This window comes from Roseibium salinum (assembly GCF_026240905.1).
In the GTDB taxonomy this organism is placed as follows: domain Bacteria; phylum Pseudomonadota; class Alphaproteobacteria; order Rhizobiales; family Stappiaceae; genus Roseibium; species Roseibium salinum.
The window spans coordinates 4457185-4483518 of sequence record NZ_JAPEVI010000003.1 but is presented as its reverse complement, the minus strand read 5'-3'; the positions used below and the strand labels follow the sequence as shown (position 1 = coordinate 4483518).

Annotated in this window: 22 protein-coding genes and 2 pseudogenes; 6 read left to right on the top strand and 18 right to left on the bottom strand. The window is 61.6% G+C overall.

From position 1 onward, the window contains the following. Positions 1 to 442 precede the first annotated feature (442 nt). The 4 genes from ON753_RS25365 to ON753_RS25350 all read left to right on the top strand — a co-directional run bounded on the left by ON753_RS25365 (position 443) and on the right by ON753_RS25350 (position 4154). The gene (locus ON753_RS25365; protein ID WP_265966734.1) at positions 443 to 1714 is read left to right on the top strand and encodes a P-loop NTPase and SpoVK domain-containing protein; all 1272 of its coding nucleotides are present in this window, start codon (positions 443 to 445) and stop codon (positions 1712 to 1714) included. A 206-nt stretch (positions 1715 to 1920) separates the two neighbouring features. After that, a complete protein-coding gene (locus tag ON753_RS25360) occupies positions 1921 to 3006 on the top strand; it encodes a phosphatase PAP2 family protein (protein ID WP_265966733.1) in 1086 nt (361 codons plus the stop codon). 52 nt (positions 3007 to 3058) lie between these two features. Next, the gene (locus ON753_RS25355) at positions 3059 to 3550 is read left to right on the top strand and encodes a hypothetical protein (protein ID WP_265966731.1); all 492 of its coding nucleotides are present in this window, start codon (positions 3059 to 3061) and stop codon (positions 3548 to 3550) included. Between the two features lie 91 nt (positions 3551 to 3641). Beyond that, positions 3642 to 4154, top strand: coding sequence for a prepilin peptidase (locus tag ON753_RS25350; RefSeq protein ID WP_265966729.1), 513 nt, complete (start codon positions 3642 to 3644; stop codon positions 4152 to 4154). A gap of 43 nt (positions 4155 to 4197) precedes the next feature. Here the strand turns inward: ON753_RS25350 and ON753_RS25345 are convergent, their stop codons facing one another. The 3 genes from ON753_RS25345 to ON753_RS25335 all read right to left on the bottom strand — a co-directional run bounded on the left by ON753_RS25345 (position 4198) and on the right by ON753_RS25335 (position 6366). Beyond that, a complete protein-coding gene (locus tag ON753_RS25345) occupies positions 4198 to 4794 on the bottom strand; it encodes a hypothetical protein (protein WP_265966727.1) in 597 nt (198 codons plus the stop codon). A 28-nt stretch (positions 4795 to 4822) separates the two neighbouring features. Next, positions 4823 to 5341: a tetratricopeptide repeat protein gene (locus ON753_RS25340; protein WP_265966725.1), complete on the bottom strand. Its 519-nt coding sequence runs from the start codon at positions 5339 to 5341 to the stop codon at positions 4823 to 4825. 476 nt (positions 5342 to 5817) lie between these two features. After that, complete coding sequence (locus tag ON753_RS25335; protein ID WP_265966724.1) at positions 5818 to 6366, bottom strand: cupin domain-containing protein; 549 nt, start codon at positions 6364 to 6366, stop codon at positions 5818 to 5820. A 142-nt stretch (positions 6367 to 6508) separates the two neighbouring features. Between ON753_RS25335 and aptA the strand changes: the two genes are divergently transcribed. Then, positions 6509 to 7846 carry an omega-aminotransferase AptA gene (gene aptA, locus ON753_RS25330; protein WP_265966723.1) on the top strand — a complete coding sequence of 446 codons (1338 nt, stop codon included), beginning with the start codon at positions 6509 to 6511 and terminating at the stop codon, positions 7844 to 7846. Between the two features lie 86 nt (positions 7847 to 7932). Here the strand turns inward: aptA and ON753_RS25325 are convergent, their stop codons facing one another. The 10 genes and pseudogenes from ON753_RS25325 to ON753_RS25280 all read right to left on the bottom strand — a co-directional run bounded on the left by ON753_RS25325 (position 7933) and on the right by ON753_RS25280 (position 19904). Then, the gene (locus tag ON753_RS25325; protein WP_265966721.1) at positions 7933 to 8691 is read right to left on the bottom strand and encodes an ABC transporter ATP-binding protein; all 759 of its coding nucleotides are present in this window, start codon (positions 8689 to 8691) and stop codon (positions 7933 to 7935) included. Continuing rightward, positions 8685 to 9750 (bottom strand): annotated as a pseudogene (locus ON753_RS25320) (FecCD family ABC transporter permease). Before ON753_RS25320 ends, ON753_RS25325 begins: the two are co-directional and overlap by 7 nt. 1 nt (position 9751) lies before the next feature. Then, positions 9752 to 10861 (bottom strand): ABC transporter substrate-binding protein, encoded by a 1110-nt coding sequence (locus tag ON753_RS25315; RefSeq protein WP_377047268.1) that lies wholly within the window; start codon positions 10859 to 10861, stop codon positions 9752 to 9754. A 251-nt stretch (positions 10862 to 11112) separates the two neighbouring features. Further along, positions 11113 to 11853, bottom strand: coding sequence for an SDR family oxidoreductase (locus ON753_RS25310; RefSeq protein WP_265966719.1), 741 nt, complete (start codon positions 11851 to 11853; stop codon positions 11113 to 11115). A 289-nt stretch (positions 11854 to 12142) separates the two neighbouring features. Next, a complete protein-coding gene (locus tag ON753_RS25305; protein ID WP_265966717.1) occupies positions 12143 to 13597 on the bottom strand; it encodes an aldehyde dehydrogenase family protein in 1455 nt (484 codons plus the stop codon). 16 nt (positions 13598 to 13613) lie between these two features. Then, positions 13614 to 15213, bottom strand: a pseudogene (locus ON753_RS25300) (ABC transporter ATP-binding protein). Next, positions 15210 to 16040, bottom strand: coding sequence for an ABC transporter permease (locus tag ON753_RS25295; RefSeq protein ID WP_265966715.1), 831 nt, complete (start codon positions 16038 to 16040; stop codon positions 15210 to 15212). The pseudogene ON753_RS25300 and the gene ON753_RS25295 overlap by 4 nt, the downstream one beginning before the upstream one ends. Continuing rightward, positions 16041 to 16988, bottom strand: coding sequence for an ABC transporter permease (locus ON753_RS25290; protein WP_265966713.1), 948 nt, complete (start codon positions 16986 to 16988; stop codon positions 16041 to 16043). Between the two features lie 104 nt (positions 16989 to 17092). Continuing rightward, on the bottom strand, positions 17093 to 18577 hold the full coding sequence (locus tag ON753_RS25285) for an ABC transporter substrate-binding protein (protein WP_265966712.1): 1485 nt from the start codon (positions 18575 to 18577) through the stop codon (positions 17093 to 17095). Positions 18578 to 18587: 10 nt separating this feature from the next. Next, entirely contained in the window at positions 18588 to 19904 is a 1317-nt protein-coding gene (locus ON753_RS25280) for an acetylornithine deacetylase/succinyl-diaminopimelate desuccinylase family protein (protein WP_265966710.1), read from the bottom strand. Between the two features lie 311 nt (positions 19905 to 20215). On the opposite strand from ON753_RS25280, the gene ON753_RS25275 reads away from it, so the two are divergent. Continuing rightward, positions 20216 to 20782, top strand: coding sequence for a PAS and helix-turn-helix domain-containing protein (locus ON753_RS25275; protein WP_265966708.1), 567 nt, complete (start codon positions 20216 to 20218; stop codon positions 20780 to 20782). A 239-nt stretch (positions 20783 to 21021) separates the two neighbouring features. Here the strand turns inward: ON753_RS25275 and ON753_RS25270 are convergent, their stop codons facing one another. The 5 genes from ON753_RS25270 to ON753_RS25250 form a co-directional block, all read right to left on the bottom strand. Further along, the gene (locus tag ON753_RS25270) at positions 21022 to 22161 is read right to left on the bottom strand and encodes an ABC transporter ATP-binding protein (RefSeq protein WP_265966706.1); all 1140 of its coding nucleotides are present in this window, start codon (positions 22159 to 22161) and stop codon (positions 21022 to 21024) included. Next, positions 22158 to 22973 carry a carbohydrate ABC transporter permease gene (locus ON753_RS25265; protein WP_265967266.1) on the bottom strand — a complete coding sequence of 272 codons (816 nt, stop codon included), beginning with the start codon at positions 22971 to 22973 and terminating at the stop codon, positions 22158 to 22160. The genes ON753_RS25270 and ON753_RS25265 overlap by 4 nt, the downstream gene beginning before the upstream one ends. A gap of 11 nt (positions 22974 to 22984) precedes the next feature. After that, positions 22985 to 23887, bottom strand: a complete 903-nt coding sequence (locus ON753_RS25260; RefSeq protein ID WP_265967264.1) for a carbohydrate ABC transporter permease — start codon at positions 23885 to 23887, stop codon at positions 22985 to 22987. Between the two features lie 255 nt (positions 23888 to 24142). Further along, positions 24143 to 25351 (bottom strand): ABC transporter substrate-binding protein, encoded by a 1209-nt coding sequence (locus ON753_RS25255; protein ID WP_265966704.1) that lies wholly within the window; start codon positions 25349 to 25351, stop codon positions 24143 to 24145. 46 nt (positions 25352 to 25397) lie between these two features. Continuing rightward, a complete protein-coding gene (locus ON753_RS25250; RefSeq protein ID WP_265966702.1) occupies positions 25398 to 26330 on the bottom strand; it encodes a sugar phosphate isomerase/epimerase family protein in 933 nt (310 codons plus the stop codon). Positions 26331 to 26334: the final 4 nt, after the last annotated feature.

Below are 26334 nucleotides of genomic sequence, written 5' to 3'. Positions count from 1 at the left end.
TTGCCGCAACGGAGGGCGCCCCAAAATCTTCAAGGGATTGCCTTGCTCCTGACTTTATTTAATAAAATTTTAACAATTGGGAGTCAACGAAATATAACTCTGCGTAAGCACTGTCTTAAAATATAGTTAACTACCACAACCAAAGATTGTTTTTACTTGAACTATTCGCGTAAGAATATTGTACTTCTGAATTTTTCTTGATGTATCGGCAAAACAGACAAGGAAATAGATGCATAATCAGGGATTTCATCGGCATTTACGACAGTTTACTGTAATTATTCGGAAAATGACACAATTCCATTTCCTGTTATTGAAGAATAACACATACAATACAAAGACAAATGAGATGCATTTGAATAACTATTGATATGACCTAGATGAGCGTTCCTTGCCTTGAAGGCACTCGCAAGCATTACTCGTCAACACAACCGGGGGAAACAGCATGATCGAAGCGCCGGCCGCGCCGAACAGCCTTGAGGAGACCGGGCTGGAACAGGACTTCCTGCACAAGCTTGTCGCAAAGACGCTTCACGTGCACGGTACCATGACACCTTCGGCGATCGTCCGCGAAACCTGCCTGCCGATCACCGTGGTTTCGGCCCTTCTGTCGGAACTGCAACGCCTGCAGATCATCGAGGCAAAGGGGCTTGCCGGGGCAGACATGCGGTCCGAACTGCGTTATGCCCTCGGCGGCAGGGGCATACCCTTCGCGCTCGAGGCCATGGCGCAATCCCAATATGTCGGCCCAGCGCCGGTCAGCCTCGAGGCCTTTCACGATCAAATAAAAATGCAGACGATTTCCCGGGAACACGTCAACCGGGACGACCTCGTCCGTAGCCTGTCCCACCTGGTGTTGCCGGAAGAGCTGGTCGACCGGCTGGGACCCGCCATCAACTCCGCCCGGTCGATCCTGTTTTACGGCGACCCCGGCAACGGCAAGACCAGCATAGCGGAAGCGATAGGCACAGCTTTCAAGGACACGATCTATCTTCCCCACGCCATCGAAGTGGGCGGGCAGATCATCAATTTTTTCGACACGACCCTTCACACACGGGCCGAGCAGCTCCCTGCCAATGTCGAGCCCGCCGCGCGAAAGCCGTCGTATGATGCCCGCTGGGTTGCCTGCAAACGCCCTGCGGTCCTGACCGGTGGTGAACTCACGCTGGCCATGCTCGACCTGGCCTATAATCCGGTCTCGAATTTTTATGAGGCGCCCATCCACCTGAAAGCGGTCGGCGGGATCTTCATCGTCGACGATTTTGGCCGCCAGCAGACACCTCCGCAGACGGTCCTCAACCGCTGGATCATACCGCTGGAGCGCAAGTTCGATTTTCTAACCCTGCACACCGGGAAGAAGTTTTCCATTCCCTTCGACCAGCTGGTGATCTTCTCGACCAACATCGATCCGCACAAGCTTGCGGACGCGGCCGGGCTGCGGCGCCTCTACTACAAGCTCCACATTCCAACACCGACAGCGTCCGACTATCGGCGGATCTTCCTCAACGCCTGCGATCAGGTCGGCATACCTTTCGACGAAGCAACCTTCGAGCGTTTTTTCAGGAAGTATTATGTTGATAGAAACGTTCCTCCGGCCGGACACCATCCCAAGTACCTGTTGGATTTCATCCATTCGGTATGCAGCTACAAGGGTCAGCCGGCGGCAATGAACGACGACCTTTTGGATGGCGCCTGGAACAACTTGCATGTCGTATAGTGAAGTACAAGAGGGAACTAACCTGCTAACCACTGCCCGAACAAAGCCTCGTGCCAGTTCGCCAACGAGATGAGGCGAACGAAGTCCGGCCGGCACGCTGCGCATGAGAAGGATGCTGCGAGTATGCGGTCTGATCGCAAGAAAAAGCACGCCAGCGGTCTGCGATGGTGCAGATAGAACGGACTATCCCGGGAGAATACCAGCTCATGACGAAGGCGATATACGTTTATAGATATGCCATCTTGTTGCTTGTCTTGCATGTGGCAGCTAGCGTTTTCGCTTTCGAATACTTTAAGTCTACACCAGTAATAATTACAAGCTCAGTTTATGTAACATATGCGGCTTTATGCGCAATTATCGCCGCCCCCTGTATTTTGATTGCCCTCACAATAAAACTATTTGTAAATAAGCATCCCAATCCTACAACTGAGCTTATTCAAATGTCTCGTTTCTGGTTTAATAACAACCATAACGGCATCCACATCATCACAACTTACGTTTTATTTCTTGCTACGTTTTCGGTCTTTGGAACGGTAAAATCGACCCTGCCGCAATTGGTCCCGTTTCAGTACGACTTGTTTTTCTACCAACTGGATCAGAAAATCTTCGGTGTAGATCCATATGAGTTGCTGCTGCCAATATTCGGTGGCGATTGGCAGTTGTTCATCCTGAACAACGCCTACCAAGCATGGCTCGTGGCAATGGTCGCTTCTATCCTATGGGTCACGTTTTCGAGCAATCATTTACGCCGGTTGGAATACCTTTTTGCGAGTATTTTATCCTTTGCCATTTCAGGAAACCTACTTGCTGTGACGTTTTCGTCTGCGGGGCCCTGTTTTTTCGGGCCGCTGCTTGGCCTTGACTATTATGCGCCGCTGCTTGACCATCTCAACGAAGTCAATGAAAGAACCGGCACCGTCTGGGCGCTCGTTGGACAGCATTTACTTTGGGATTATTATGCCAACAGCAAAGGTTTTATATCCGGTATTTCCGCGATGCCAAGCCTGCACACGATATTTGCATGGCTCTGGGTTTTCGCTGCGTGGCAACATCGCGCGCTCAGGATCGTTACAATCATATACGCAATCATGATCTTCATTGGCTCCATCGTGCTGGGATGGCACTACGCGGTGGACGGAATAGCCGGCTTCGTTCTGGCGCTACTGGCCTGGGCGGCGGCCCGTCCGATCGCCAGGGCCTCCTTGCGCGGTGCTGAAGGTCCGGCAGGGGTCTTTGCTTCCGATCAACTGCAAAAAACCGGCAGTCCGGCGCGCAAAACGATCCGTTCTTAACCGTTGCCTAACTCCCTTACGTCAAGCTTGCCTAAGTGACGGGGGAATCATCATGAAACGGCTCATCTTTATTTCCGAACTGAGTGTCGTTGCCGGGCTCTTGCTGCTGACGGCTTTCTTCGGTGTCCGGCTCTGGATCGGACTGGATCCGTCAAGTCCCCTGGCCTGGCGGGCCTTTCTTGAAATGCCTGACGTGATCCGCGAGCCGGCCAACCTGTTCTACTACGGGACCGGTCTGCCGGTCGCCTATTGCGCCGCCTTCTTCGCTCTTGCCACCGGCGTCGGAATAGCCCTCATGCGGGCAACAAATCACCTGAGGCTGCGGCTCGTCTTTTTCAACGCCGCGGTATTGGCCTTCTGCATAGGATACGGACTGGAATTCTTCCAGCTCCCGGTCATGCCGGGCAGCATCAACGAAACGATAGCTTCCGTGATCATCGGCCTGCGCCAGTTCGAGCCCGTGCAGACGATCTTTCTGGCGCTGCTGACCGTTTCGCTGATGAATTCTCACAAGGACATTCTCTACGCCCTGGCGCACAAGTGAACTCGCAAACAGCTTGTTCTTAGCGGCAGGCACCGGCTGCGGGGAACGGTGCTGAGCGCGCCTTGATATCCGCCAATCCGGAGGACCGGACTTGGAATTTGCCGCCTTCTATATCTGCCTTGCCGCCTCTGCTGCATTCTTCGGCTATGTCGCGGTTCAGGACTTCCGCAACTGGAAAATCCGCAACAGGGACGTTCTGATCCTGTGCGGATTTTATACGGTTACGGCGTTTGCCGGACTGTCGACCACCGACATCGCGCTGCAGCACTATGTCGACCCGGCGAGAGACCTCTCCGCCGCAGCGCTTCTCTTTGCCCTGGGCTTCGTCTTCTGGGCTTTCAAGCTGTTCGGAGCCGGCGATGCGAAGCTGCTGTTCCCGACCGGCCTGTTCGTCGGCTGGGATCATATGCTTCTGTTCTCCATCGGCCTGCTCGGCTTTGCCTTTGTGATCCTTGTCGTGCTCAAGTCGCCTTTTCTCAATGCGATCGCGCACACGCGGGTCGGCGTGAGGCTGCATGAAATCGGCAGCACGAGAAAAACGCCCTATGGCGTCGTCATCGTTCTGGCGCTCTATCTGGTGATGTTCGCGAAGTTCGTCGCGTAATACGGATCGCCTCCGCAACACGCTGGTGACCTGCCACGGTGCGTTACCGTTTCTTTTCGAAGCGGATCTTGCCGTCTTCCGTGACGACGCGCCGGAACATCGGAGAGCCCTGGGGCGCCCCGCTGGCAGTGTCCGCGCTTGCCCCGTCACCAGAGCCTGCACCAATACCTGCTTCACCCGCACGCGTGTTTCTCTTGATGTCGCGGATCTGATCCTCGATATAGGCGCCGGTTTCCTGCAGCGTCCCGTTCACCGCCATCAACTCCGACTGTAAACCCTCGATCCGGTCGTCCGTCCGTTCCAACCGGTTCTGAAAACCGGTATTCATGAGATTGATCTTGCCGACGATGCGCTCTTCCAGCTTCTTCAACTCGCCCAGTTCCGCATTGATCTGACGCAGTTTGGAAACGGTGGTCCAGGAAAACACCAGCGCGACCAGCAAGATCACGGCTGTCAGCAGGGAAGCGGCGTTCAAGGCGATCAGGATACGGAATCTGTTCGTTTCGCCAAAATTCGAAGTGCCAGAGTTCGAAGTGCCCGCATTCGAAGCGCCGTCACCAGCCGCTTCGCGTGCTGGCGCAACCAGACGCGTCCCAGCGTTCGGTGATTTGGCCGTCTTGTCCACTTTGGTCAACTTCATACCCTCTGAAGCCGAGCCGCTCGCCCCGTCATCCCCGTTTGGCAAATGACACGCTGTTTCGCATGAGTTCCAGGTTGTTGGCGGTCACCTCATTGGAGGGATCGATTTCGTAGGCCTTCAGAAAGTAGCGGCGGGCAACGAGCAGGTCGCCCCTCAGGAGATGCGAATAGCCGCGGTTGTTCAGATATTCCGGCCGGTTGGGGACCATCTGGGCGAGCCGCTGATAACCCTGGTCCGCATTGTCGAACCGGCCGATCATGTCCGCCGAAGCCGCGTATCCGAGCCAGGCTGCCGGATCCTTGGGATAGACTTCCACTGCCCGCTTGTAGATGGCATAGGACTTTCCGTAGTTCTTTTCCTTGAACTGCACGTTCCCTTGAGCAAGCAACTCGTCGTCCCGGTAATAGGAGACGTCGGGCAGGTCCTTTACTGAAGCGGCACTGTCTCCGAAGCTCGAGTATTCACCGAATTCACCGGACTGGCAGCCAACCAAGATCAGAATGGTCGCAGCGAGTACCGCGCCCTTCCCGATGATCTGCATACCCATCAACTACCCCCAACTGGACCCTGTTTCGCAAGCCCGTTTCCGCCACGTTTTCCGCGGGTGGCTCGCAAGGATGAATAGATCACATCCACTCGGCATGCCCGCAAATCCATCCGCCGTCGCCACGGCCTGCGCCAAGCGATCACCCCGAAGACGGCCTTTTGTGACACATTATCCACCCGAAGGAAATTAAGAGACTGTTTAAATTGACCCTACGGGACCCATAGAATGTTCATAGAGTGAGCATGTTGCATTTTGGCCACGCTTGTTCTCTCCTGCCACCGCAAAATACCACCAGGGCGAGATCGAATTGCAAGTGAACAACCGATTCGGGAAAAGATGGCAGGCCGGAAACTTACTGATGTCGCGAATCCGGATCCCGGAAAAGCCCGCAATTTGGGCGCTCCACAGCCTGCTGGCCCTGCACAGCCCCCTCAGCCACTCTTGTCACTAATCGAACGGAGCCCGGCCGGCCACCGTCAGAATGTCGGCGGCGTGCAGGCACTGATGACTTCGCACGGGTGCGGCCCGACGCATCTGAAGCGGTGCGGCCGGCGGCTTTCGAAATAGTAGGCATCGCCCGGCCCCAGGATTTTCCGCTCGTCCCCGACCGTGACCTCCAGCCGCCCGGACAAGACGATCCCGCCCTCTTCGCCATCATGGACCAGAGGCACCTTGCCGGTGTCCGTGCCGGGCTGATAGCACTCCTTCAAAATCTGCAGATTGCGTCCGAAGAGATTATCGCCCACCTGCCGGTAGGAGATGCCGCCCTTGCCGATCTCCACCAGTTCCTGCGCCTGGTAGAAGGCCTTCTTCGGACGGTCCGGTTCGAAGGCGAAGAATTCGGACAGGCCGATGGGAATGCCGTCGAGGATACGCTTGAGCGCACCCACCGACGGGTTGGTGGCATTGGACTCAATCAGCGAAATGGTCGAGTTGGTAACGCCGGTCCGCTTCGCCAGTTCACGCTGGGAAAGATTATGCGCCATGCGAATGTGGCGCAGGCGCCCGCCAATATCGATTGTCATGCCGCAAGCCTGTTGAGGGTGTTGAATATTTCGAAAATCATCAATTATCCCGCATGGAATTTCAAGGCGATAATTCCGATCAGAAAAGGACTTGTTCCGAATTCAAATCGTACGGACACTCCGCGTAAACGAGGAGACCCCGATGAACATCCATTCCAAGTCCAATGCGCCGGTTCTCGACAGCTACTGGATGCCGTTTACGGCCAACCGGCAGTTCAAGGCCGCGCCGCGCCTCTTCACCGCTGCCAAGGGAATGCACTACACCACCGATGACGGCCGCCGGGTGCTGGACGGCACCGCGGGCCTGTGGTGCGTCAACGCAGGACATGGACGGGAGCAGATCACCCGTGCGGTCGAGCATCAGCTCGCAACGCTCGACTACGCCCCGTCCTTCCAGATGGGCCATCCCATCGCCTTCGACTTCGCCGAGCGGCTGGCGGCCCTTGCCCCGGGCAGCCAGGACAACAAGCTGGACCGGGTCTTCTTCACCGGATCCGGGTCGGAGTCCGTCGACACGGCGCTGAAGATCGCCGTCGCTTACCAGCGCGCCATCGGCCAGGGCACCCGCACCCGCCTGATCGGGCGCGAACGCGGCTATCACGGGGTCGGCTTCGGCGGCATAACGGTCGGCGGCCTCGTCAACAACCGGCGCGTCTTCCCGCAGCTTCCCGGGGCCGATCACCTGCGCCACACCCACGATCTTGAAAGGAACGCCTTCACCAGGGGCCAGCCCGAACACGGGGCGGACCTTGCGGACGATCTGGAGCGCCTCGTCGTCCTCCACGGCGCCGAGACGATCGCCGCCTGCATCGTAGAACCGGTCGCCGGCTCCACCGGCGTCCTGCTCCCTCCCAAGGGCTACCTGCAGCGCCTGCGCGACATCTGCACGAAACACGGCATTCTGCTCATCTTCGACGAAGTCATCACCGGCTTCGGCCGCCTGGGCGCTCCCTTTGCCGCGGACTATTTCGGCGTCACTCCGGATCTGGTCACCACCGCCAAGGGGCTCACCAACGGCGCGATCCCGATGGGTGCGGTTTTCGCAAGCCGTACAGTCCACGACGCCCTGATGAACGGACCGGAAGCCGCCATCGAGCTGTTCCACGGCTACACCTATTCCGGCCACCCGGCCGCCTGCGCCGCGGGCCTGGCAACCCTCGACATCTACGAGCAGGAAGGCCTACTCACCCGTGCGAGCCGCCTCGAGAGCCAGTGGCACGAGGCCATCCACAGCCTGGCCGGCCTGCCGAAGGTCATCGACATCCGCACCATCGGCCTCGTCGCCGGCATCGAACTCGCCTCCCGCCCGGATGCGGCCGGGACGCGGGCCTATGAGGTCTTCGTCAAGTGTTTCGAAAAGGGTCTGCTGATCCGCGTCACCGGCGACATCATCGCCCTGTCGCCGCCGCTGATCGTCGAAGAGGATCAGATCGGCGAAATCGTTTCGGTGCTCGGAGACGTTCTGCGACAGGTCAGTTAGACAAGCCCGATAACAATAATCCTTTCGTCGTCCTCCCGGCCAAGCGCAGCGCGAGCCGGGAGGACGACGTTGACGGATAATCAAACTCAAGCCGCGGCGCGGTCGATGATGATGTGCGGCTCCCCGCGCGAGCAGGACTCGATCCTGGCCTCGACCCGGTAGATCTCGCGCATGAGATCCGGCGTGATGACTTCTGCCGACGGCCCGGCCGCGACCATCCGGCCCGAGGCCAGCACGATGGTGTTGGTGCAGTAGCGCAGGGCATGATTGAGATCGTGCAGGGCGATCAGCACCAGCATGCCCTTGCGGCGGGCGAGCGCCTGCATGAAGTTCAGCACTTCCACCTGACGGTAAAGATCGAGTGCCGAGGTCGGCTCGTCCATCAACAGGACCTGCGGATCGCGCACCAGCGCCTGCGCGATCGAGACGAGCTGGCGCTGTCCTCCGGAGAGTTCACCGAGATTGCGGAAGGCCAGGTCGGTGATCTGCAGGGCCTGCAGGATCCGGTCGATCTCGACCAGCTCATGGTCATGCACCCGCCATCCGGCCCCCTGCTTGGCGGCGAGCAGAATTGATTCATAGACCGTGAGCACCGCGTTGGCGCTCGTGTCCTGGGGCATGTAGCGAATGGCCTCCCGCGCTTCGGAGCGGGCGCCTTCCAGAACCACCGTGCCCGGGCCTTTCAAAAGACCGGCCACGCGCTTGAACAGCGTCGACTTGCCGGCGGCGTTGGGGCCGATCACCGCGGTCATTTCCCCGCCGCGGATCTCGGGCGTGGAGATGCCCTCGACCATCAGTTCGGCACCGTATTTCGCACCCAGTTCATGAAGCTTGAGCGTTACCAAGAGTTCCTCCGGTCAGCAAAGATCAGCGCGAAGAAGAAGGGCACGCCCACAAGCGCGGTGATGACGCCGATGGGCAGGACTGCACCGGGCAGGATCATCTTGGAGACCACCGAGGTCGCCGACAGCATCAGCGAGCCGCACAGGATCGCTGCCGGCAGGAAGAAGCGCTGGTCCTCCCCGACGAGCATGCGGGCAACATGCGGCCCCACCAGGCCGACAAACCCGATCGTTCCGACGAAGGAAACCGGAATGGCCGCCAAGAGGCTGACGCCGAGCAGGGTCTTGAGGCGCAGCGAGCGGATGTTCACCCCGAAGCTCGCCGCCTTGGCATCGCCCAGCCGCAGCGCTGTCAGCGGCCAGGCGTTGCGGGCGAAGAACGGCACGCAGACGACCAGCACCGCGAAGGTTGCATAGACCTTGCCCCACGTGGCCTTGGTGAGCGAGCCCATGGTCCAGAAGACGACCGCCGCCAGCGCCTGTTCGGAGGCGAGATATTGCAGCAGCGAAAGCAGCGCGTTGAACGTGAACACCAGCGCGATCCCCAGAAGGACAATGGTCTGGACGGTCACGCCCCGGAAGGTGGAAAACACGTAGATGAACAGCGATGCGCCCATCGCCATGATGAAGGCGTTGAACGGCACCATGTACTGGACGGCCGCCGGAAAGATGGCAACGCCCGCGACAAGGCCGAGCGCGGCGCCGAAACCGGCGGCGGCCGAAATCCCGAGGGTGAACGGGCTGGCCAGCGGATTCTGCCAGGATGGTCTGCATCTGGGCACCGGCGAGCGAGAGGCACCCGCCGACCGAGATGGCCATCAGGGCGATCGGCATGCGGATATCCCAGATCACCACCCGCGTCTGCAGATCGGCGCTGCCGGGGAAGAACAGCGCCGACAGGACCTCGCTCAGGGGATAGCGCGCCGGGCCGAGCGCAAGGTCCAGGGAGAATGTCGCCGCCAGGGCAGCGAAAAGGCCGCCGATGATCAGCAGCCGCCTGAAGCTGAGGGCGCGGTATAAGCCGCGCCCCGTTTCGACCGGAACCGTGTCCGTCGCCTGCATGTCAGCCATCCGATTTCAGCGAGACGAAGTAGCCCGGCCGGTAGTCGATCGGCAGGAACCGGTCATGCAGCTCCTTGAAGGTGGCATCCGGATCGATATCGGCAAACAGGTCCGGATTCAGCCACTTGGCGATCTGCTGGATGGCCACGAACTGGTACGGACTGTTGTAGAACTGGTGCCAGATGGCGTGCACGTTGCCCTCCTGCACGGCCTTGACGCCCGTGAAGCCCGGCCGCTCCATCAGGTTGGCAAGCTTTTCCGACGTGACCTCCGGATCCGCGCCGCTGCCGACGCCCACCCATGCGCCGCCGGGCACATAGAGGTCCCAGTTGGCCCCGGTGACGATCACGTGGTCCGGATTGGACGCGATGATCTGCTCCGGGTTCACGGTGCCGAAGGTGCCCGGAATGATGTTGCTGGCCATGTTCGTGCCGCCGGCAAGTTCCACCATCATGCCGAAATTCTCGTTGCCGAAGGACATGCAGCAATCGTCGGAATAGCCGCCGGCTCGCTCCATGAAGACGACCGGCCGCTTCAGGTCCTTTTCCGCTGCCAGCCGGTCGGTGACTTTCGCGATTTCTTCGGCACGGAACCTGATGAAGGCTTCCGCCTGCTCTTCCTTGTCGTAGAGCTTGCCGATGATGCGCATGGACGGCTCCGTATGGGCCATCGGCTTTTCGCGGAAGTCGATGAAGACGACCGGAATCCCGACCTTCTCCAGCTTCTCGATGTATCCGCCCTCTTCGGTCGCCGCCTTGGCGTCGATGTTGAGGATGATCACATCCGGATCGAGGGCAACGGCCTGCTCGACATCGAAGGTCCCGTCCTTCATGCCGCCAAAGGTCGGCAGCTCCGCCATTTCCGGATATTTTTCGAGATACTGGTGATAGCCGTCATTATCGGCCTTCTCGAAATCGTCGCGCCAGCCGACGACGCGCCTGAACGGCTCTTCGGTATCCAGCGCCGCGGTGAAATAGATCTGGCGGCCTTCGCCGAGAATGACCTTTTCCACCGGGCCCTCGACCTGGACGGTCCGTCCGGTGATGTCGGTAACGGTGATGGTATCGGCCGCTGCCGCGCCGGCCGGTAGGAGCGCTGCTGTCAGCAGCACAGAAGCTGCGAAATCCCTGATCTTGGTCACGTCTGCCTCGGAATAAGAAAAGATAAAACTGGAGCTTTATACTCCTGTTTTGGTCTTATTTTTCATGACTGCCACAGTCAAGTTTTATCTTTTGGAAGCATTCCAACCTGGAGTAGGGCAAGCGCGACGCGCGATGTTCGCCGGGCCCCTCCGCGCGCGCCGTGCATGCCGGTCAGCACGACAGCGCCGAAGGGAGTGGCGCCGGCGGAAAATCGTCACCTTCAGATGCAGCGCCCGCCATCAACCTCCATGGCAACGCCGGTGACCATGCCGGCCTCGTCCGAACACAGGAAACAGGCGGCGTTGCCCATGTCCTCGGGGGTAGAGAACCGCCCGATCGGGATCGTTGAAAGGAACTTGGCGCGCATTTCGGGAGTGTCCTCGCCCATGAAGCTTTTCAGCAGAGGCGTTTCCCCGGCCACCGGGCAGATCGCATTGACGCGCACGCCGGAGGGAGCAAGTTCCACCGCCATGGTCTTGGTGGCGGTGATCATCCAGCCTTTCGAGGCATTGTACCAGTTGAGGCGCGGGCGCGGGCTGAGGCCTGCGGTCGAGGCGACATTCAGGATCGCGCCCGTGCCGGCCGCGATCATCCGGGGCGCGAAATGCCGCGCCGTCAGATAGACCGACTTGCAGTTGACCGCCATCACGCGGTCGAACTCCTCTTCGCTGACGTCCTGCATCGGCTTGGGCAGATGGGTAATGCCGGCATTGTTGACCAGGATGTCGACTGTCCCGAACGTGGTGAAGGCGGTTTCGGCCAGCAGTTTGACACTGTCATTCGAAGCGACGTCGACCTTTACCGCGATGCCGCCCACTTCGCTGGCGATCTCTTCGCCGAGGGCAATGTTCAGATCCGCAATCAGGACCCTTGCCCCCTCGGCCGCGAACTTGCGCACGATACCTGCCCCGAACCCGGAAGCCCCACCCGTCACGATGGCTGTTTTTCCCTGCAATCTCATCTCGATCTCCCGTTCATATTCCTGCTCTCCGCCGTCATCAGAACCGTTGCTCCAAGACGCGCGATCCTTTGTATCTTTCCGCAAACCCCTCATCCTGAGGCGGCGCAAAGCGCCGTCTCGAAGGACGAGGTTTTCGGCTATCGAGGCCCCTCACGGTTCGTCATCCCGGCCAAGCGCAGCGCGAGCCGGGACCGGAGAGCCCCAACCTTCAAGGCTTCAAGCCGACGGTCCGGCTCTCCGACCGCGGTTTCCCGCGTTGCTTCATCCGCTCAATGGACGCCCCACAGGTTCAGCCGTGATAGGCCGCGACCGTCTTCAGCACCGTGAAACCGTAGAGCGCCTCGAACCCCTTTTCGCGGCCGTGGCCGGACTTGCCCATGCCGCCGAAGGGCAGTTCGACCCCGCCGCCGGCGCCGTAATTGTTGATGAAGACCTGGCCGGTGCGGATCTTCTTCGCCACCCGCATCTGCCGCGCGCCGTCGCGGGACCAGATGCTCGCCACGAGGCCGTAGTCGGTGCCATTGGCGATCGCGACGGCCTGCTCCTCGTCGTCGAAGGGAATGACGACCTGAACCGGACCGAAAATCTCGTCCTGCGCCAGGGTGTGCGTCGGGGAGACACCGGCAAACAGCGTCGGCCTGACATAGTTGCCGCCATCGGGAGCATCGCGCAGGACACCCTCGGCGGCCTTTTCAAGATCCGTACCGCGACCCAGGAAACCGGAGACGATCGACTTCTGCCTGGCCGAGATCAGCGGACCGACATCGAGATCGGCAAGGGCCGGCCCGACCTGGAGCGAGGAATACCGGGCGGCCATGCGCTCGACCACCTGATCGTGGAGCGAGCGATGGACGAGAATGCGCGAGGAGGCCGAACAGGTCTGGCCGGCGTTCTGGATGCCGGCATTCACCAGAAACGGCAGCGCGGCGTCCAGATCCGCGTCGGCAAAGACCAGCTGGGGTGACTTGCCGCCCAGTTCCAAGGTGACGGGCACCACGTTCCTTGCCGCCGCGGTCTGCACCTGAACTCCCGTCGCGACGGAGCCGGTGAAACTGATGTGGTTCACCCCCGGATGCGCGGAAAGCGCGGCACCGGCCTCCGAGCCAAGCCCCGGCACGACGTTCAGCGCTCCGTCCGGCAGCCCGGCCTGCTGTGCCAGATCGGCAAAGGCGAGTGCCGTCAGGCAGGCGTCTTCGGCCGGTTTCAGGACGCAGGCGTTCCCGGTCGCAAGCGCCGCCCCGACGGACCGGCCGATGATCTGCATCGGATAGTTCCAGGGAACGATATGGCCGGTCACCCCGTGCGGTTCGCGCAACGTGTAGACCGTATAGCCGTCGAGATAGGGGATCGTCTCCCCATGAAGCTTGTCGGCCGCTCCGCCGTAAAACTCCAGATAGCGCGCCAGGGCGAGCGCATCGGCGCGTGCCTGCTTCAGCGGCTTGCCGACGTCGATGGCCTCGATCCGCGCAAGATCCTCGACCCGTTCCAGCACCTTCTGGCTGATGCGGAACAGCAGGCGGCCGCGCTCGGCCGCCGTCAGCTTGCCCCACGGCCCTACCCTCGCCGCCTCGGCGGCGGCAACGGCGGCGTCGATGTCCTGCCCATTGCCCCGCGCAATCGCTCCTATCTGCTCACCGGTGGAGGGGTTATTGAGCGGCAGCGTCTCGCCGCTCGCCGAGGCAACCCATTTCCCGCCGATCAGGCATTTCCCCGGATCGTACCAAAGATTCAGCTCCTGGCTCATGCATCCTCCAGATGTCTCAACTGACAGCGGCCATGTCCGCCGGCAGGACCGGGGCCGCGGCCACCAGTTGTCGCGTGTAATCGTGTTTCGGGGCATCGAAGACGGAGCCGGTCGGGCCCTCCTCGACAATCTTTCCGGCTTTCATGACCAGCACCCGGTCTGTGATCGAGCGGACGACGCTGAGGTCATGGCTGATGAAGAGATAGGTCAGGCCGAACCGGTCGCTCAGGGAGGCCAGGAGGTCGAGCACCTGCGCGCGCACCGAGACGTCCAGCGCCGAGACCGCTTCGTCCAGGATGATCAGGTCCGGCTTGATGATCAGCGCGCGGGCGATCGCGATGCGCTGACGCTGGCCGCCGCTGAACTCGTGGATGTATTTGTGCCGGTCGTCCGCGCTCAGCCCGACACTCTCCAGCGCCTCGACAATGGCGTTGTCCCGGTCCGCTCCCCTCGGCGGCTCATCGAGCAGGTGGAACGGCTCGGTGACCAGCCGGTCGACCTTCCAGCGCGGATTGAAGCTGCCATAGGGATCCTGGAACACCACCTGCATGCGCCGGCGGACTGCCCTGTTCGCGTGGCTGCCGGTATAGACCGGCTGTCCGTCAAACAGGATCTCGCCGCCCTGCACCTCCTCCAAGCCGAGAATGGCCCGGGTCAGGGTGGACTTTCCGCAGCCGGATCTCGCCGACGAGCCCCAGGCTTTCGCCCTTGCGAATGGTAAAGCTGACCTCATCGACGGCCCGAAACTGCGATGCCCCGCCCCACCAGCCGTGGCTGTGGGTAACATAGTCGCGCACCACGCTGCGCACTTCCAGAAGCGGATGGTCCGCCCTCTCCCCGGCCCGCTCGGGAACATGGCTCGAGGCTTCCAGGAGTGCCTGCGAATAAGGATGCTTCATGTTGGCGAACAGCGCCTTTGCCGCGCCGGCCTCCACGACTTCGCCCTTGCGCATGATCACCAGGTCGTCGGCAAGATCGGCGACGACTGCAAGATCGTGGCTGATCAGCATCAGCCCCATGCCGTCTTCGGCCACCAGCCGCTTCAACAGGTCGAGGATCTGCGCCTGGGTGGTGACATCGAGCGCGGTGGTCGGCTCGTCGGCGATCAGCAGCCTGGGCCGGAGCGCGATCGCCATGGCGATCACCACCCGCTGGCGCTGACCGCCGGAGAGCTCGTGCGGATAGCGCGACAGCGGGAACCGGTCCTGCGGCAGCTCGGCCCGCCTGAGCGCTTCGGCCGCCCGGGCCAGAGCCTCTTTTTTCGAGACCTTTTCGTGGATCAGGATCGTCTCGGCAACCTGCGCCCCGATGGTCTTCAGCGGATTGAGCGCGGTCATCGGCTCCTGAAACACCATCCCGACATCCCGCCCGCGGATCCGGCACAGCTCGGCTTCGCTTTTCGACAGGATCTCCTCGCCCGCAAGGAAAATCCGGCCCGAGCACTGCGTGCCGTTGGGCAGAAGCTGCATGACGCTGAAGGCGGTGATCGATTTGCCCGACCCGCTTTCGCCGATGACGCCGAGGATGTGTGCGGGGTGGACGCTCATGGAGACGTTTTCAAGGATCGGCAGGCCATGGATTGCCAGCGACAGGTTTTCGATCGTCAGAAGGCTCATGAGCGGGCCCTCCGCAGTTTCGGATCGAGAAGGTCACGCAGTCCGTCGCCGGTCAGGTTGAGCCCGAGCACGGTGAGAAGAATGGCCAGTCCCGGAAACAGTGCCAGATGCGGCGCAAGCGAGATCATCGTCTGGCTGTCGGCGAGCATGCGGCCCCAACTGGCCGTCGGCGGCTGCGCGCCGAGCCCGACATAGCTGAGGCCCGCTTCGGCCAGGATGCCGAGCGAGAACTGGATCGTGCCATGGACGATCAGCAGGTTGGCGACGTTCGGCAGGATATGCTCCAGCGAGATCCTCGCCGCACCCTTGCCCGCCACCCGGGCCGCCAGGATATAGTCCCGGCTCCAGAGCGACAGCGCCGCGCCACGCGTCAGCCGCGCGAAAACGGGAATGTTGAAGATTCCGATGGCGATGATGGCATTGAGGGCCGAGGCACCGAAAACGGCGGTGATCATGACGGCGATCAGCAGGCTCGGAAACGCGAACACCAGGTCGTTGGACCGCATGATGAATTCGTCCGCAAACCCGCCCTTGCGCGCCGCGGCCGCAAGTCCCAGCGGCACGCCGGCGAGCATGCCGATGCCCACGGCCACCAGAGCGACCGCAATCGAGGTGCGCGCGCCGACCATGATCATGCTCAGGATATCCCGGCCGAACTGGTCGGTGCCGAACGGATGGGAGAGCGACGGCGGCTTCATCCGGGCGGAAATGTCCAGGACCGTTATGTCATAGGGCACCCAGACGAGGCTCAGGAGAGCGGCGCCGGCGAAGACCAGGGTCAGCAGAGCGCCGGGAAGAAGCGTCCGGCTGTGGGCGAGGAAGCTCATCTAGCGCCGCCTTCTCAGACGCGGGTCGACCAGCGCATAGGCCATATCGACGGCGAAATTGACCATGATCACCGCGAAGACGAGCAGCATGACGATGCTTTCGACGACGATGATGTCGCGGGCACTGATCGACTGGAACACCAGGCGGCCAAGACCGGGCAGAAAGAAGACGTTCTCGATGATGATCGCCCCGGCCAGCAGGAAGGAGAACTGCAGACCCATGATGGTCAGCACCGGGATCAGCGCGTTGCGCAGCGCGTGGCGCCACAGCGCTTGGCGGCGGTTGAGCCCCTTGGCCCGAGCCGTGCGGATGAAGTCCTCGCCGAGCGTGTCGAGCAGGCTGGAGCGCATCACGCGGGTGAGAATGCTGGCCTGCGGCAGGGCCAGGGCAATGGCCGGCAGGGTCAGGGCTTTCATAGCCACGAAGAACCCGGCGTCCCAGCCCGGAAAGCCGCCGGCGGAAAACCAGCGCAGATTGATGGCAAAGACCAGCACCATCAGCATGGCGAACCAGAAGTTGGGAATGGCAACGCCCAGCTGGGTCACGCCCATGACCGAGGCGTCCACATAGGACCCGCGCCGGGAGGCCGCCCAGATGCCGGCTGGAAAAGCGATCAGGGTACTCAGCGTCAGGGCGTAGAGCGCCAGCGGCAGCGACACCCACAGCCTGTCGCCGATCATTTCGGCGACAGGGGTGCGGTAGGTGTAGGAAACGCCGAAATCGCCGGTCAGCAATCCCCCCGTCCAGGAGAGGTAACGCTGCAGGATGGACCCGGTGAGGCCAAGCTCTTGCCTGAGGGCCGCAAGCGTATCCTCCTGGGCGTTGAGGCCGAGCATATAGGCGGCCGGATCGCCCGGCACCACTTCCAGCGCCAGGAAGATGACGATGGATGCAGCCACGAGGCTCAGCCCGAGGGACAGCAATCTCTTGAGGAAATACCGCAGCATGAACCCGTTATGCGCCTGTCGGCGGGCTGTTTCCGGCTGGACCGGAGAGGATTAGACGAGATGGCACCCGCGCCCCGGCGCGGGTGCCTGTGTTGCAGGCAGGCTCACTCTTCCCAATGGACGGCGGTCAGGTCGGTCGCCTGGGTGGGCTGGTTCTTCCAGAGCCCCTTGATCTTGGCGTTGGCAACCGTCGGAAAGGCGAGCTGGAACAGGTAGCCGTTGACATAGTCCTTGGAGATCATCTCCTGAGCCTGCTTAAGCAGCGCCGAGCGTTCCTCCGGATCGTTGGCCAGCGTCAGGTCCTCGATCACCTTGTTGAACTCGGGGTTCTGATACTGGAAGTAATAGTCCGGCCGGGCATAGATACCGATATCCATCGGCTCGGTATGGCTGACGATGGTCAGGCCGAAATCCTTGCCCTTGAACACCTGTTCCAGCCACTGGGCCCATTCCAGGTTGGTAATCTCGGTTTCGATGCCGACCGCCCGCAGTTGAGCCGCGATGATCTCCCCGCCCCGGCGGGCATAGGAGGGCGGCGGCAATTTCAGCGTGGTCGTGAAGCCGTCAGGATATCCGGCCTCAGCCAGCAGTTTTTTCGCCAGTTCCGGGTCATGGGCGCTGTTGGCGGTCAGGTCGACATAGTCCGGGTGGTGCGGGGCGAAGTGGGTTCCGATCGGCGTGCCGTAGCCGAACATGGCCCCGTCGATAATCGCCTGCCGGTCGATGGCATGGGCGATCGCCTCGCGCACCTTGATGTCGTCGAGCGGGGGAAGCTTGTTGTTGATCGACAGGATCGTCTCGCCTTCCGTCGAGCCGACCAGCACCTGGAACCTCGGATCGGCTTCGAACTGCGGCAGGTTTTCCGGCGCGGGGAAGCCGGCAAAGGCATCCACGTCTTCCGCCATCACGGCAGCGAAAGCCGCGGTCGGGTCGGAAATGAACTTGAACGTCGCCTTGTCCAGTTTGGCGGGCGTGCCCCAGTAGTCGGCGTTCTTTTCCAGCTCGATCTTGTCGCCCTGGGTCCAGTCGGAAAACCTGAAGGCTCCGGTCCCGACCGGTTTGGTCTTGATGTCGCCGATGGTTTCAGGGGCCACGATCACCGCATCGCCCCAGGCCATGTTGAACGGGAAGCTGCCGTCCGGCGCCGAAAGGGTCACCTTCACGGTCAGCGGATCGACGGCCTCGACGCTCTCGATGCCGGAAAAAAGCGCCTTCTGCGCGTTCTGGCTGTCCTCGGCGCGTGCCCGGTCGAGGGTGAATTTCACGTCCTCGGCGGTCATGTCCGTGCCGTCGTGGAACTTCACGCCGGAATGCAGCTTGAAGGTATAGGTCTTGCCGTCGTCGGAAACGGTCCAGCTTTCCGCAAGGCCCGGATTGACCGAGCCGTCGGGACCGAAGCGGGTCAGCCCTTCAAAAACGTTGGAATAAAGAACGGAATCGATCGCGCCGGCGGCCGCACTGGTCGGATCCAGATGCGGCGGCTCGAGCTGCAGCGCGATGGTGAGGTCGCTCTTTGCGTGGGCAACTCCCATGCCGACCGCCAGCGCCACAACGCTGACCAGTCCACTTCCAAGCATGCGCAATTTCATGACTTCCCCCTTATTTTGAGGCTTCGGCCGGAAGATCCAGGTCCCGAGCCCTTGTCAACAGGTCGATCAGCGAAAGGCCCATCACCTTCGCGGAATCGAGCATGTCATCCACTCCCACATATTCATCCGGTTTGTGCGCCAGATCCAGAATGCCCGGCCCGTAAGCGATGCAATTTTTCAGTTTGCCGATCCGGTCGATGTGTTTCTGGTCGTAGGTGCCTGGGCTGACGACATATTCCGCCGGCCGTCCCATCGTCGCCGCGATCGCCCTGGCGACCGTGCGCACCACCGGCGCGTCGCGCTCGGTCATGGTCGGCAGCACCCGGTGCAGCTCGCGTAGATCATAGCGGAAGCTTTCCCGCTGTCCCTGCACGGTCTTCAGTATATCCATGAACTCCGACTGTACTTCCTCGATATTCTCCTCCAGCAGGAAGCGGCGGTCGATCACCATGCGGCAGCTATCGGGTACGCAGGGGCTCGGCAGGCCCGTGAAATCCGCCTCGCCTTCCGACTGTCCGCCATGGATCGAATTGATGTTCAGGGTCGACTGGCGGGCGCCTTCGGGCACGACCGGCATCTCGGTCCGTTTCTTCGCCAGCGCCGGAAACAGCGTGCGCTCCATCTCGTCCATCACCGCGCCCATGTGCCGGATCGCGCAATCGCCCAGAAACGGCATCGACCCGTGGGCAATTTCGCCGAACGTCTCCAGCTCTGCCCACCAGACCCCCCGGTGGCCCAGGCAGATGCGGTCCTTGTTGAGCGGTTCGGGAATGATGACGTGATGGACGCGCTCAGGATTGAAATAGCCCTTCTGCGCCAGATAGGCGACACCGCCGAACCCGCCGGATTCCTCGTCCGCCGTGCCGCTGATCTCGATCGCCCCGGAAAAATCCGGACACACGGCCAGAAAGGCTTCGGCCGCAATGATGCTGGAGGCCAGGCCGCCCTTCATGTCGCAGGCGCCGCGCCCGTAGATCTTGCCGTCCGAGTGTTCTCCGCCGAACGGATCCTTCGTCCAGCCGAGCCCGACATCGACGACGTCGATATGGCTGTTGAAGTGGATGCATTCGCCCGGCCCGGTACCCTCACGGCGCGCCACGACGTTCCAGCGCGGATATTTCTCGCAATCGCCCGGTGTGCCGTGGGCGCGGATCAGCTCCACCTGGAAACCGGAAGATCCCAGGCGCCTGGCGAGGTACTCGCAGATGTCGCGATAGTTCTCGCCGGGTGGGTTCAGCGTGGGGATGCGCAGCAGATCCTGCGTCAGCGCGATCAGATCGTCGCGCCTGTCATCGATTTCCCGGACCAGTTGATCGGCAAGCGGCATGCGGCATTCCATAGATGGCGAAACTTCACGAGAACTATGCTACCGTCATTCTACGGTGCCAATACCGTAGGAACACGGTGACCAGATCAACCGCAGTCAGGGTTGCCCCAAGCAAATCCTCATCCTGCGGAGGACCTTCAGGTCCGTCTCGAAGGATGGGCTGCACGTCCTGAGCAAGCGTCCCATCCCTCGAGACGCCGCTTGCGCGGCTCCTCAGGATGAGGATGTGCGTGCGGATTCTGCTGCAACATGCAGCCAGAGCATCCTGCGCCCGAATGCATGCATGATACCGAAAGGTAGGACTCATCCATATGAACGAATTCGACCGTCTCGCCTTCGACAATGCGCCGATGGGACTGACCCTGACGGAAAACCGCATCATCCGGAGCTGCAACGAAACCTTTGCGCAGATGTTCGGCTACGACAAGGAACAACTCATCGGCCAGAGCTTCCGGCTGCTCTATGGCACCGACCAGGAGTTTCACCAGATCCGCGACATCGGCCTGGAGCCGTTGCGCAAGTCCCTGCCCTATACGGACGAACGGCTGATGCGCCGCTCCGACGGCACACGCTTCTGGTGCCGCTTCCGCGCCCGCACGCTGACGCCGGAAACGCCGCTGGCCCGCACGGTGCTGAGTTTCGCCCTGATCGAAAACACCACCGCCGGCCCGCAACTGACGCCCCGGGAGCGCGAAGTCCTGCTGCTCCTGTCAAAGGGCCAGACCAGCAAGGAAATGGCGCGGGTGCTCGGCCTGTCGCCGCGAACAGTCGAGGACGTCCGCGCGCGCCTCCTGAAGAAGTTTCAGGTCAAGAATGTTGCCGTCCTGCTGGCACGGCTGTCCGGTTTCGAGACGAAGAAACCACCGCGCCAGGGGTGAGCTTTCAACAGGTTGTCCCTTCGGACCTCATCCATGAAACGCGCTGGCACTGAATTGCCTCCCTACACCCCTCATGCTGAGGAGGGCCGGAGGCCCGTCTCGAAGCATGGGCGGCACGCTCCCGGCTAGCAGCCCATCCTTCGAGACAGCGCTTCGCGCTTCCTCAGGATGAGGTGTTTCTGTGGCCCGTCTTATGGATGAGGCCCGAAAGGCAAACCTGTTGAGGCTCCACAGCTGGATCAACTCATCTGCGTTCCGACAACGCGGGATGCTCTACGAGCAGGCGTCGGCATGCGCACAAGACCGCCCGTCAGCAGCGCCATGCCCTCCTCCCTGTCGAACAGATGCACATGCGCCGGGTCGATCGAGACCGGGATCGAGCGGACGCCGTTGTCCATGCGGTGGGGCGCGGAGACCAGGAGGCCCGGATCCGTCGCCGTGAGCACATAGGAGACGGATCCCGTGCGCTCGATCAGCGCGACGGGCAACGAAAAGCCGTTCGCGCCGTCTGCTTCGCCCACGACGAGATGCTCAGGCCTCAGGCCCGCCGTCACCTTCTCGCCAGCCGGCCTTCGCCCGTTGAAGGAGACCACCGGTTGCCCTTCCAGATCGAGAACGACGCTGCCGCCATCCTCGGCGATGACGCCTTCGACGAAATTCATCGCCGGCGAGCCGATGAACCCGGCCACGAACCTGTTGACCGGCCTGTCGTAGAGCTCAAGCGGTGCGCCCTTCTGCTCGATCACGCCGCTGCGCATCACCACCACCTGATCGGCCATGGTCATGGCCTCGATCTGGTCATGGGTCACATAGACCGAGGTCGCCCCGAGCCGGTTGTGCAACTGGCGGATTTCCGAACGCATGTGCACCCGGAGGGCGGCGTCGAGATTGGAGAGCGGCTCGTCGAACAGGAAGGCCTTCGGCTCGCGGATGATCGCCCGCCCCATGGCAACGCGCTGGCGCTGGCCGCCCGAAAGTTCCCGCGGATAGCGGTCGAGCAGTCCGTCCAGCCCGGTGATCCGCGCGATCTCCTCCACCGCCTTGTCGATCTCGGCCTTCGGGCGCCGCTTCAGCCGCATGGAATAGGTCAGGTTCCGCCGCACCGTCATATGCGGATAAAGCGCGTAGGACTGGAACACCATCGCCAGGTCACGCTCCCGCGGCGCCTTGCCGTTAACCACGTCTCCGGCGATCCGCATGGTTCCTCCGGAAATGCGTTCAAGCCCGGCGATGGTGCGCAAGAGCGTGGACTTGCCGCAGCCGGACGGACCGACCAGAGCCACGAACTGCCCCTTCGGGATCTCGAGATTGACGTCCCGGAGCGCATGATAGGCGCCGTAGTATTTCTGGATGTTTTCGAGTTCGATCTGAAGGCTCATTTGAGGGCTCCCGAAGTCAGGCCACTCACGATCTGTCGTTGCAGCAGCACGAAGATGATAAGAACCGGGGTCACGTAGATGGCGGAATAGGTCATCACGCCGGACCAGTCGGACGTGTTCGGTCCCATGAAGGACTGCAGGCCGACGGTGGCGGGCTGCAGGGCCCGCTGCGTGATCAGCGACCGCGAATAGACATATTCGCCGAAGGATTGCAGGAAGATCAGCACCGACGTCACCAGAATGCCGTTGCGCGCCAGCGGCACCATGATCGACAGGAAGGCGCCGATCCGGGAATTGCCGTCGACAAGGGCCGCTTCCTCGAGCTCCCGCGGCACCTGCACGAAAGTCGCCCGGCACAGCACGATATAGAGCGGCAGCACCTTGGCCGCCTGGGCCAGGATCACCGCCGTCCGCGGCACCTCGTTGAGGCCCACCTGGTTGAAGGCGACGAAGATCGGCGTGATCATCAGCGACGACGGCAGCACTTGCATCATCAGCACGGTGAACAGGACCACATCCATCCAACGGTTGCGGATGCGGGCGAGCACATAGGCACAGCCCGTGCCGCAGATCGCAACGATCACGGTCACGCCGGAGGCGATCAGCAGCGAGTTGCGCAGATAGACATCCATCTTCAGCCGTGTCCAGACCTCCGCCACGGCCCATTGCGGGTTTTCCGGCCAGAAGGTCGGCGGGTTGGCGAAGATCTCGGTGCCCGTCTTCAGCGCCGTTATGTACATCCAGTACAGCGGGAAGAGGTAAATGCCGGAGAGGCACAGCGCGACGGCGAGAAGTCCGTATTTCTTCATCATCATCTCCCGCCTCAGGCCACGTGTTCATGGCGCGTGGAGCGCACATAGACCGCCGCGACCAGGATCACGAACAGGATCATCAGCACCGAAATCACCGAACCGACACCGATCTCGTAATGCTGGAACGACAATTGCCAGCTCCAGTACTGGAAGACGTTGGAGGCGTTCGACGGGCCGCCCTGGGTGAGCGCCGCGAACAGGTCGAACTGCTGCAGGGTGAAGATCACCCCGAGCGAAATGACCGCGCCAAGCTGGGCGCGCATCATCGGCAGCGTGATGGTGAAGAACCGCTGCACGCCGTTGGCACCGTCCATCTCCGCCGCCTCGTAGATATCCGCGGGAATGCCCGCCAGGCCCACCGAAAGCAGGATCATGTTGAACGGCACGCCGAGCCAGATATTGGCGATGATGACCGAATAGAGCGCCACGTCGGGATCGGAGAGCCAGAACACCCGGTCCTCCAGCAGCCCGAACGACATCAGCAGATGGTTGAGCACTCCGAAGTCGCCCGCCAGGATCCAGCTCCACACCGCGCCGACGACCAGCGCCGGCATGATCCAGCCGGCCAGAAACAATCCGCGCAGCCAGGTGCTTCCCGGAAAGTCCTGCTGGAAGAACAGCGCCAGCGCGAAGCCGATCGCCAGTTGCGCGGCAACGGAAATCCCGACGAATTTCACCGTGTTGAGAAAGATGCCCCAGGCCTCGGGACGGCTCAGCACGTCGTAGTAGTTGTCCAGGCCGACAAACGGCCGGTCGAAGGAGGCCAGGGAGAACAGGTCCACCGACTGGAACGACATGACCAGGTTGTAGACCAGCGGAAAGCCGGAAAAGAGCACCAGGTACCCGAGCGCGAACGCCACGAGCATGGTGTCGAAGCCGGCCCCGTCCCGGAATGACTTGGCAACGCGAAGCATCCCTCTCCCTCTTCCTGGCGGACGTTCCAAGGCAGGGCGGCTGTCCGCCCCGCCCGCCTTGAAGCCCTGGTTGTCGAGCCTCAACAGTTTGTTCATTCGACCCACCTCGCAACATGGAATGCCGCAAAACCACCTCATCCTGAGGATGCGCGAAGCGCTGTCTCGAAGGATGACGTTTTTCGTGCGGTGAGGAATGTTCATCGGTTCCTCTTCAGAGCAGAATCTACGTCCGGCAAACCTTCAGAATTCGGGTGTCTACTTGAGCACCTTGTCGATACGCGTCTGCGCGGCCTCGAGCGCCTCCTCCGGGGAAGACTGTCCCGTCAGCGTCGACTGGATCGCCGCCTGGATGGCCTGGCTGATGCGCGGCCATTCGGGGTGCGGACCGCGGTTGCGGGCATATTTCATCGATTCCGCGAAGACGGCATAGATCTCGGGATACTTCGGATCCTTGACCTCCACTTCGGACGCCGGCAGATAGCCGAAGTCGTTCCACACCCGGTCCATGTTGGCATAGAGGAATTCCAGGAACAGGAAGGCCTCGTCCGGATTGTCGGTGCTGGCCAGGATGACGTTGTCGCCTTCCCCGAGCGCCGAGGCGCGCTCCGCGCCCTCTTCGGGCACCGGCAGGAGCGCCGCCCGGAAGTCGAATTTTGCCTCCGAACTCATCCGTGGCAATTCCCAGGGGCCTGAGATCGACATGGCCGCCGTGCCCGCATTGAAGGTGCCGGTGCTGTCCCACTGGCCGCGGATCAGCGTATCGGGAGAGGCAAGACCCTCGTCGATAAAGGCCTTCCAGAGTTTCAGCGTCCGCACGGCACCTTCCGTATTCACGGTGTCATAGTCGCCGCCGGTCATCTGCAGCCAGGGCAGGAACTGGAAGGTGCCTTCCTCTGTCGCCACCGCCGAGAAGGCCAGTCCGTAGACATTCTCTTGCGGTTTGGTAAGCGCCTTGGCCGCCTCGTAGAGCTCGTCCCAGGTGCTTGGCGGATCGTCCGGATCGAGCCCTGCCTCGCGGAACATGTCCGCGTTGTAGTAGAGCGCGATCGTGTTGGCGCCGCGCGGAATACCAAAGATGCCGCCCTCATAGGTGACCGAGGCGAGCGGACCGGGGAAGATGTCGTCCGCATCCACGATCTCCGACTTTTCGATATACGGCCGCAAGTCGAGCAGCAGGTCGCGCGATGCGAAAAGGGCGACTTCCGGATTGTCGATATAGGTGATGTCGGGCGCATCCCCCGTCGCCACGCCGCGGGCCAGGTCATTGACCATGTCCTCGAACTGGACGGTGCGCACGTTGATCTTGATGTCGGGGTGCTTGGCCATGAATTCGTCGGCCATGACGTAATGATATTCCCCCGGATCATCGATGGTCCAAAGATCCAGTTCGACCTGGTCGGCCAGGGCGCCGGTTGCCATCGCAACCAGGCCGGAAGATGCAAGTACTACTGATTTCAGGTCCATTTTGGGTCTCCTCCTTGATACGGACGTGAAGGATGGGGGCGTGGCGTCACAGGAGGGACGGGTCGCCGCCTTCGTATTTGCCGGAGCCGGGGATGAAAGTGCCGCCCCGGCACGTCTTGAGATGTTTGAGGGCGTGAACCTGCCCGGTCATCTCCAGTTCGTCGCGGTAGACCGGATCGTGCCAGCCCTCGATGTCGATGGAGCCTTCGTAGCCGGCAAGGCGCAGTTCGCTGATGACGTCTGTCCAGTTGCTGTCGCCGAACCCCGGCGTGCGCATGAAGACGAAAGGATGCTTGCCGAAGATGCCGTGCTCGCGGATCACGTCATGACGCACGGTCGCGTCCTTGCCGTGGACGTGGAAGATCTTGTCGGCCCATTTGCGGATCTGCGGCAGCGGATCGATCAGGTAGACGAGCTGGTGACAGGGCTCCCATTCCAGCCCCAGATTGTCGTCCAGCGTCTCGTTGAACATCAGTTCCCAGGCATCCGGGTTATGGGCGATGTTCCAGTCGCCCGTCTGCCAGTTGCCGTCCATGGCGCAGTTCTCAAAGGCGATCCTGACGCCCCGGTCGGCCGCCCGCCTGGCAAGCTCCGACCAGACTTCCCGGTAGCGCGGCAGGCTGTCCTCGATCGGCCGGCCGCGCAGCCGTCCCGTGAAGCCGGCAACGCAGGTCGCGCCGAAATGGTGGGCGTTGTCGATACAGTCCTTCCAGCCCTGAAGCGTCTCCTCGTCCAGGGGCTCCTTCTCCAGCGGATTGCCGAACATGCCGAGCGTGCTGATGGTGATGTCGCGGTCGCCGATCGCCTCGACGCAGCGCTTGCCGAGCTCGCCCACATCCTGGCCGTTGGTGGTCTGCCAGAAAAACGGCTCGAAGCTCTCGAACCCCAGGTCCGCGATTTCGGAAATGCGCCTGGCGGCCTCACCGCCGCTGGCGGCGACCATGGTTCCGATGCGGATGGATTTCGCGGCGTCGGTCATGAAT

Bases quoted from the DNA above. Each gene is read 5' to 3' on its own strand.
- ON753_RS25255 (WP_265966704.1), bottom strand. From the start codon at position 25,351: ATGGACCTGAAATCAGTAGTACTTGCATCTTCCGGCCTGGTTGCGATG.
- ON753_RS25335 (WP_265966724.1), bottom strand. From the start codon at position 6,366: ATGACAATCGATATTGGCGGGCGCCTGCGCCACATTCGCATGGCGCAT.
- ON753_RS25280 (WP_265966710.1), bottom strand. From the start codon at position 19,904: ATGCCGCTTGCCGATCAACTGGTCCGGGAAATCGATGACAGGCGCGAC.
- ON753_RS25360 (WP_265966733.1), top strand. From the start codon at position 1,921: ATGACGAAGGCGATATACGTTTATAGATATGCCATCTTGTTGCTTGTC.
- aptA (WP_265966723.1), top strand. From the start codon at position 6,509: ATGAACATCCATTCCAAGTCCAATGCGCCGGTTCTCGACAGCTACTGG.
- ON753_RS25355 (WP_265966731.1), top strand. From the start codon at position 3,059: ATGAAACGGCTCATCTTTATTTCCGAACTGAGTGTCGTTGCCGGGCTC.
- ON753_RS25285 (WP_265966712.1), bottom strand. From the start codon at position 18,577: ATGAAATTGCGCATGCTTGGAAGTGGACTGGTCAGCGTTGTGGCGCTG.
- ON753_RS25275 (WP_265966708.1), top strand. From the start codon at position 20,216: ATGAACGAATTCGACCGTCTCGCCTTCGACAATGCGCCGATGGGACTG.
- ON753_RS25290 (WP_265966713.1), bottom strand. From the start codon at position 16,988: ATGCTGCGGTATTTCCTCAAGAGATTGCTGTCCCTCGGGCTGAGCCTC.
- ON753_RS25365 (WP_265966734.1), top strand. From the start codon at position 443: ATGATCGAAGCGCCGGCCGCGCCGAACAGCCTTGAGGAGACCGGGCTG.
- ON753_RS25295 (WP_265966715.1), bottom strand. From the start codon at position 16,040: ATGAGCTTCCTCGCCCACAGCCGGACGCTTCTTCCCGGCGCTCTGCTG.
- ON753_RS25340 (WP_265966725.1), bottom strand. From the start codon at position 5,341: ATGGGTATGCAGATCATCGGGAAGGGCGCGGTACTCGCTGCGACCATT.
- ON753_RS25305 (WP_265966717.1), bottom strand. From the start codon at position 13,597: ATGAGCCAGGAGCTGAATCTTTGGTACGATCCGGGGAAATGCCTGATC.
- ON753_RS25260 (WP_265967264.1), bottom strand. From the start codon at position 23,887: ATGCTTCGCGTTGCCAAGTCATTCCGGGACGGGGCCGGCTTCGACACC.
- ON753_RS25310 (WP_265966719.1), bottom strand. From the start codon at position 11,853: ATGAGATTGCAGGGAAAAACAGCCATCGTGACGGGTGGGGCTTCCGGG.
- ON753_RS25265 (WP_265967266.1), bottom strand. From the start codon at position 22,973: ATGATGAAGAAATACGGACTTCTCGCCGTCGCGCTGTGCCTCTCCGGC.
- ON753_RS25270 (WP_265966706.1), bottom strand. From the start codon at position 22,161: ATGAGCCTTCAGATCGAACTCGAAAACATCCAGAAATACTACGGCGCC.
- ON753_RS25345 (WP_265966727.1), bottom strand. From the start codon at position 4,794: ATGAAGTTGACCAAAGTGGACAAGACGGCCAAATCACCGAACGCTGGG.
- ON753_RS25250 (WP_265966702.1), bottom strand. From the start codon at position 26,330: ATGACCGACGCCGCGAAATCCATCCGCATCGGAACCATGGTCGCCGCC.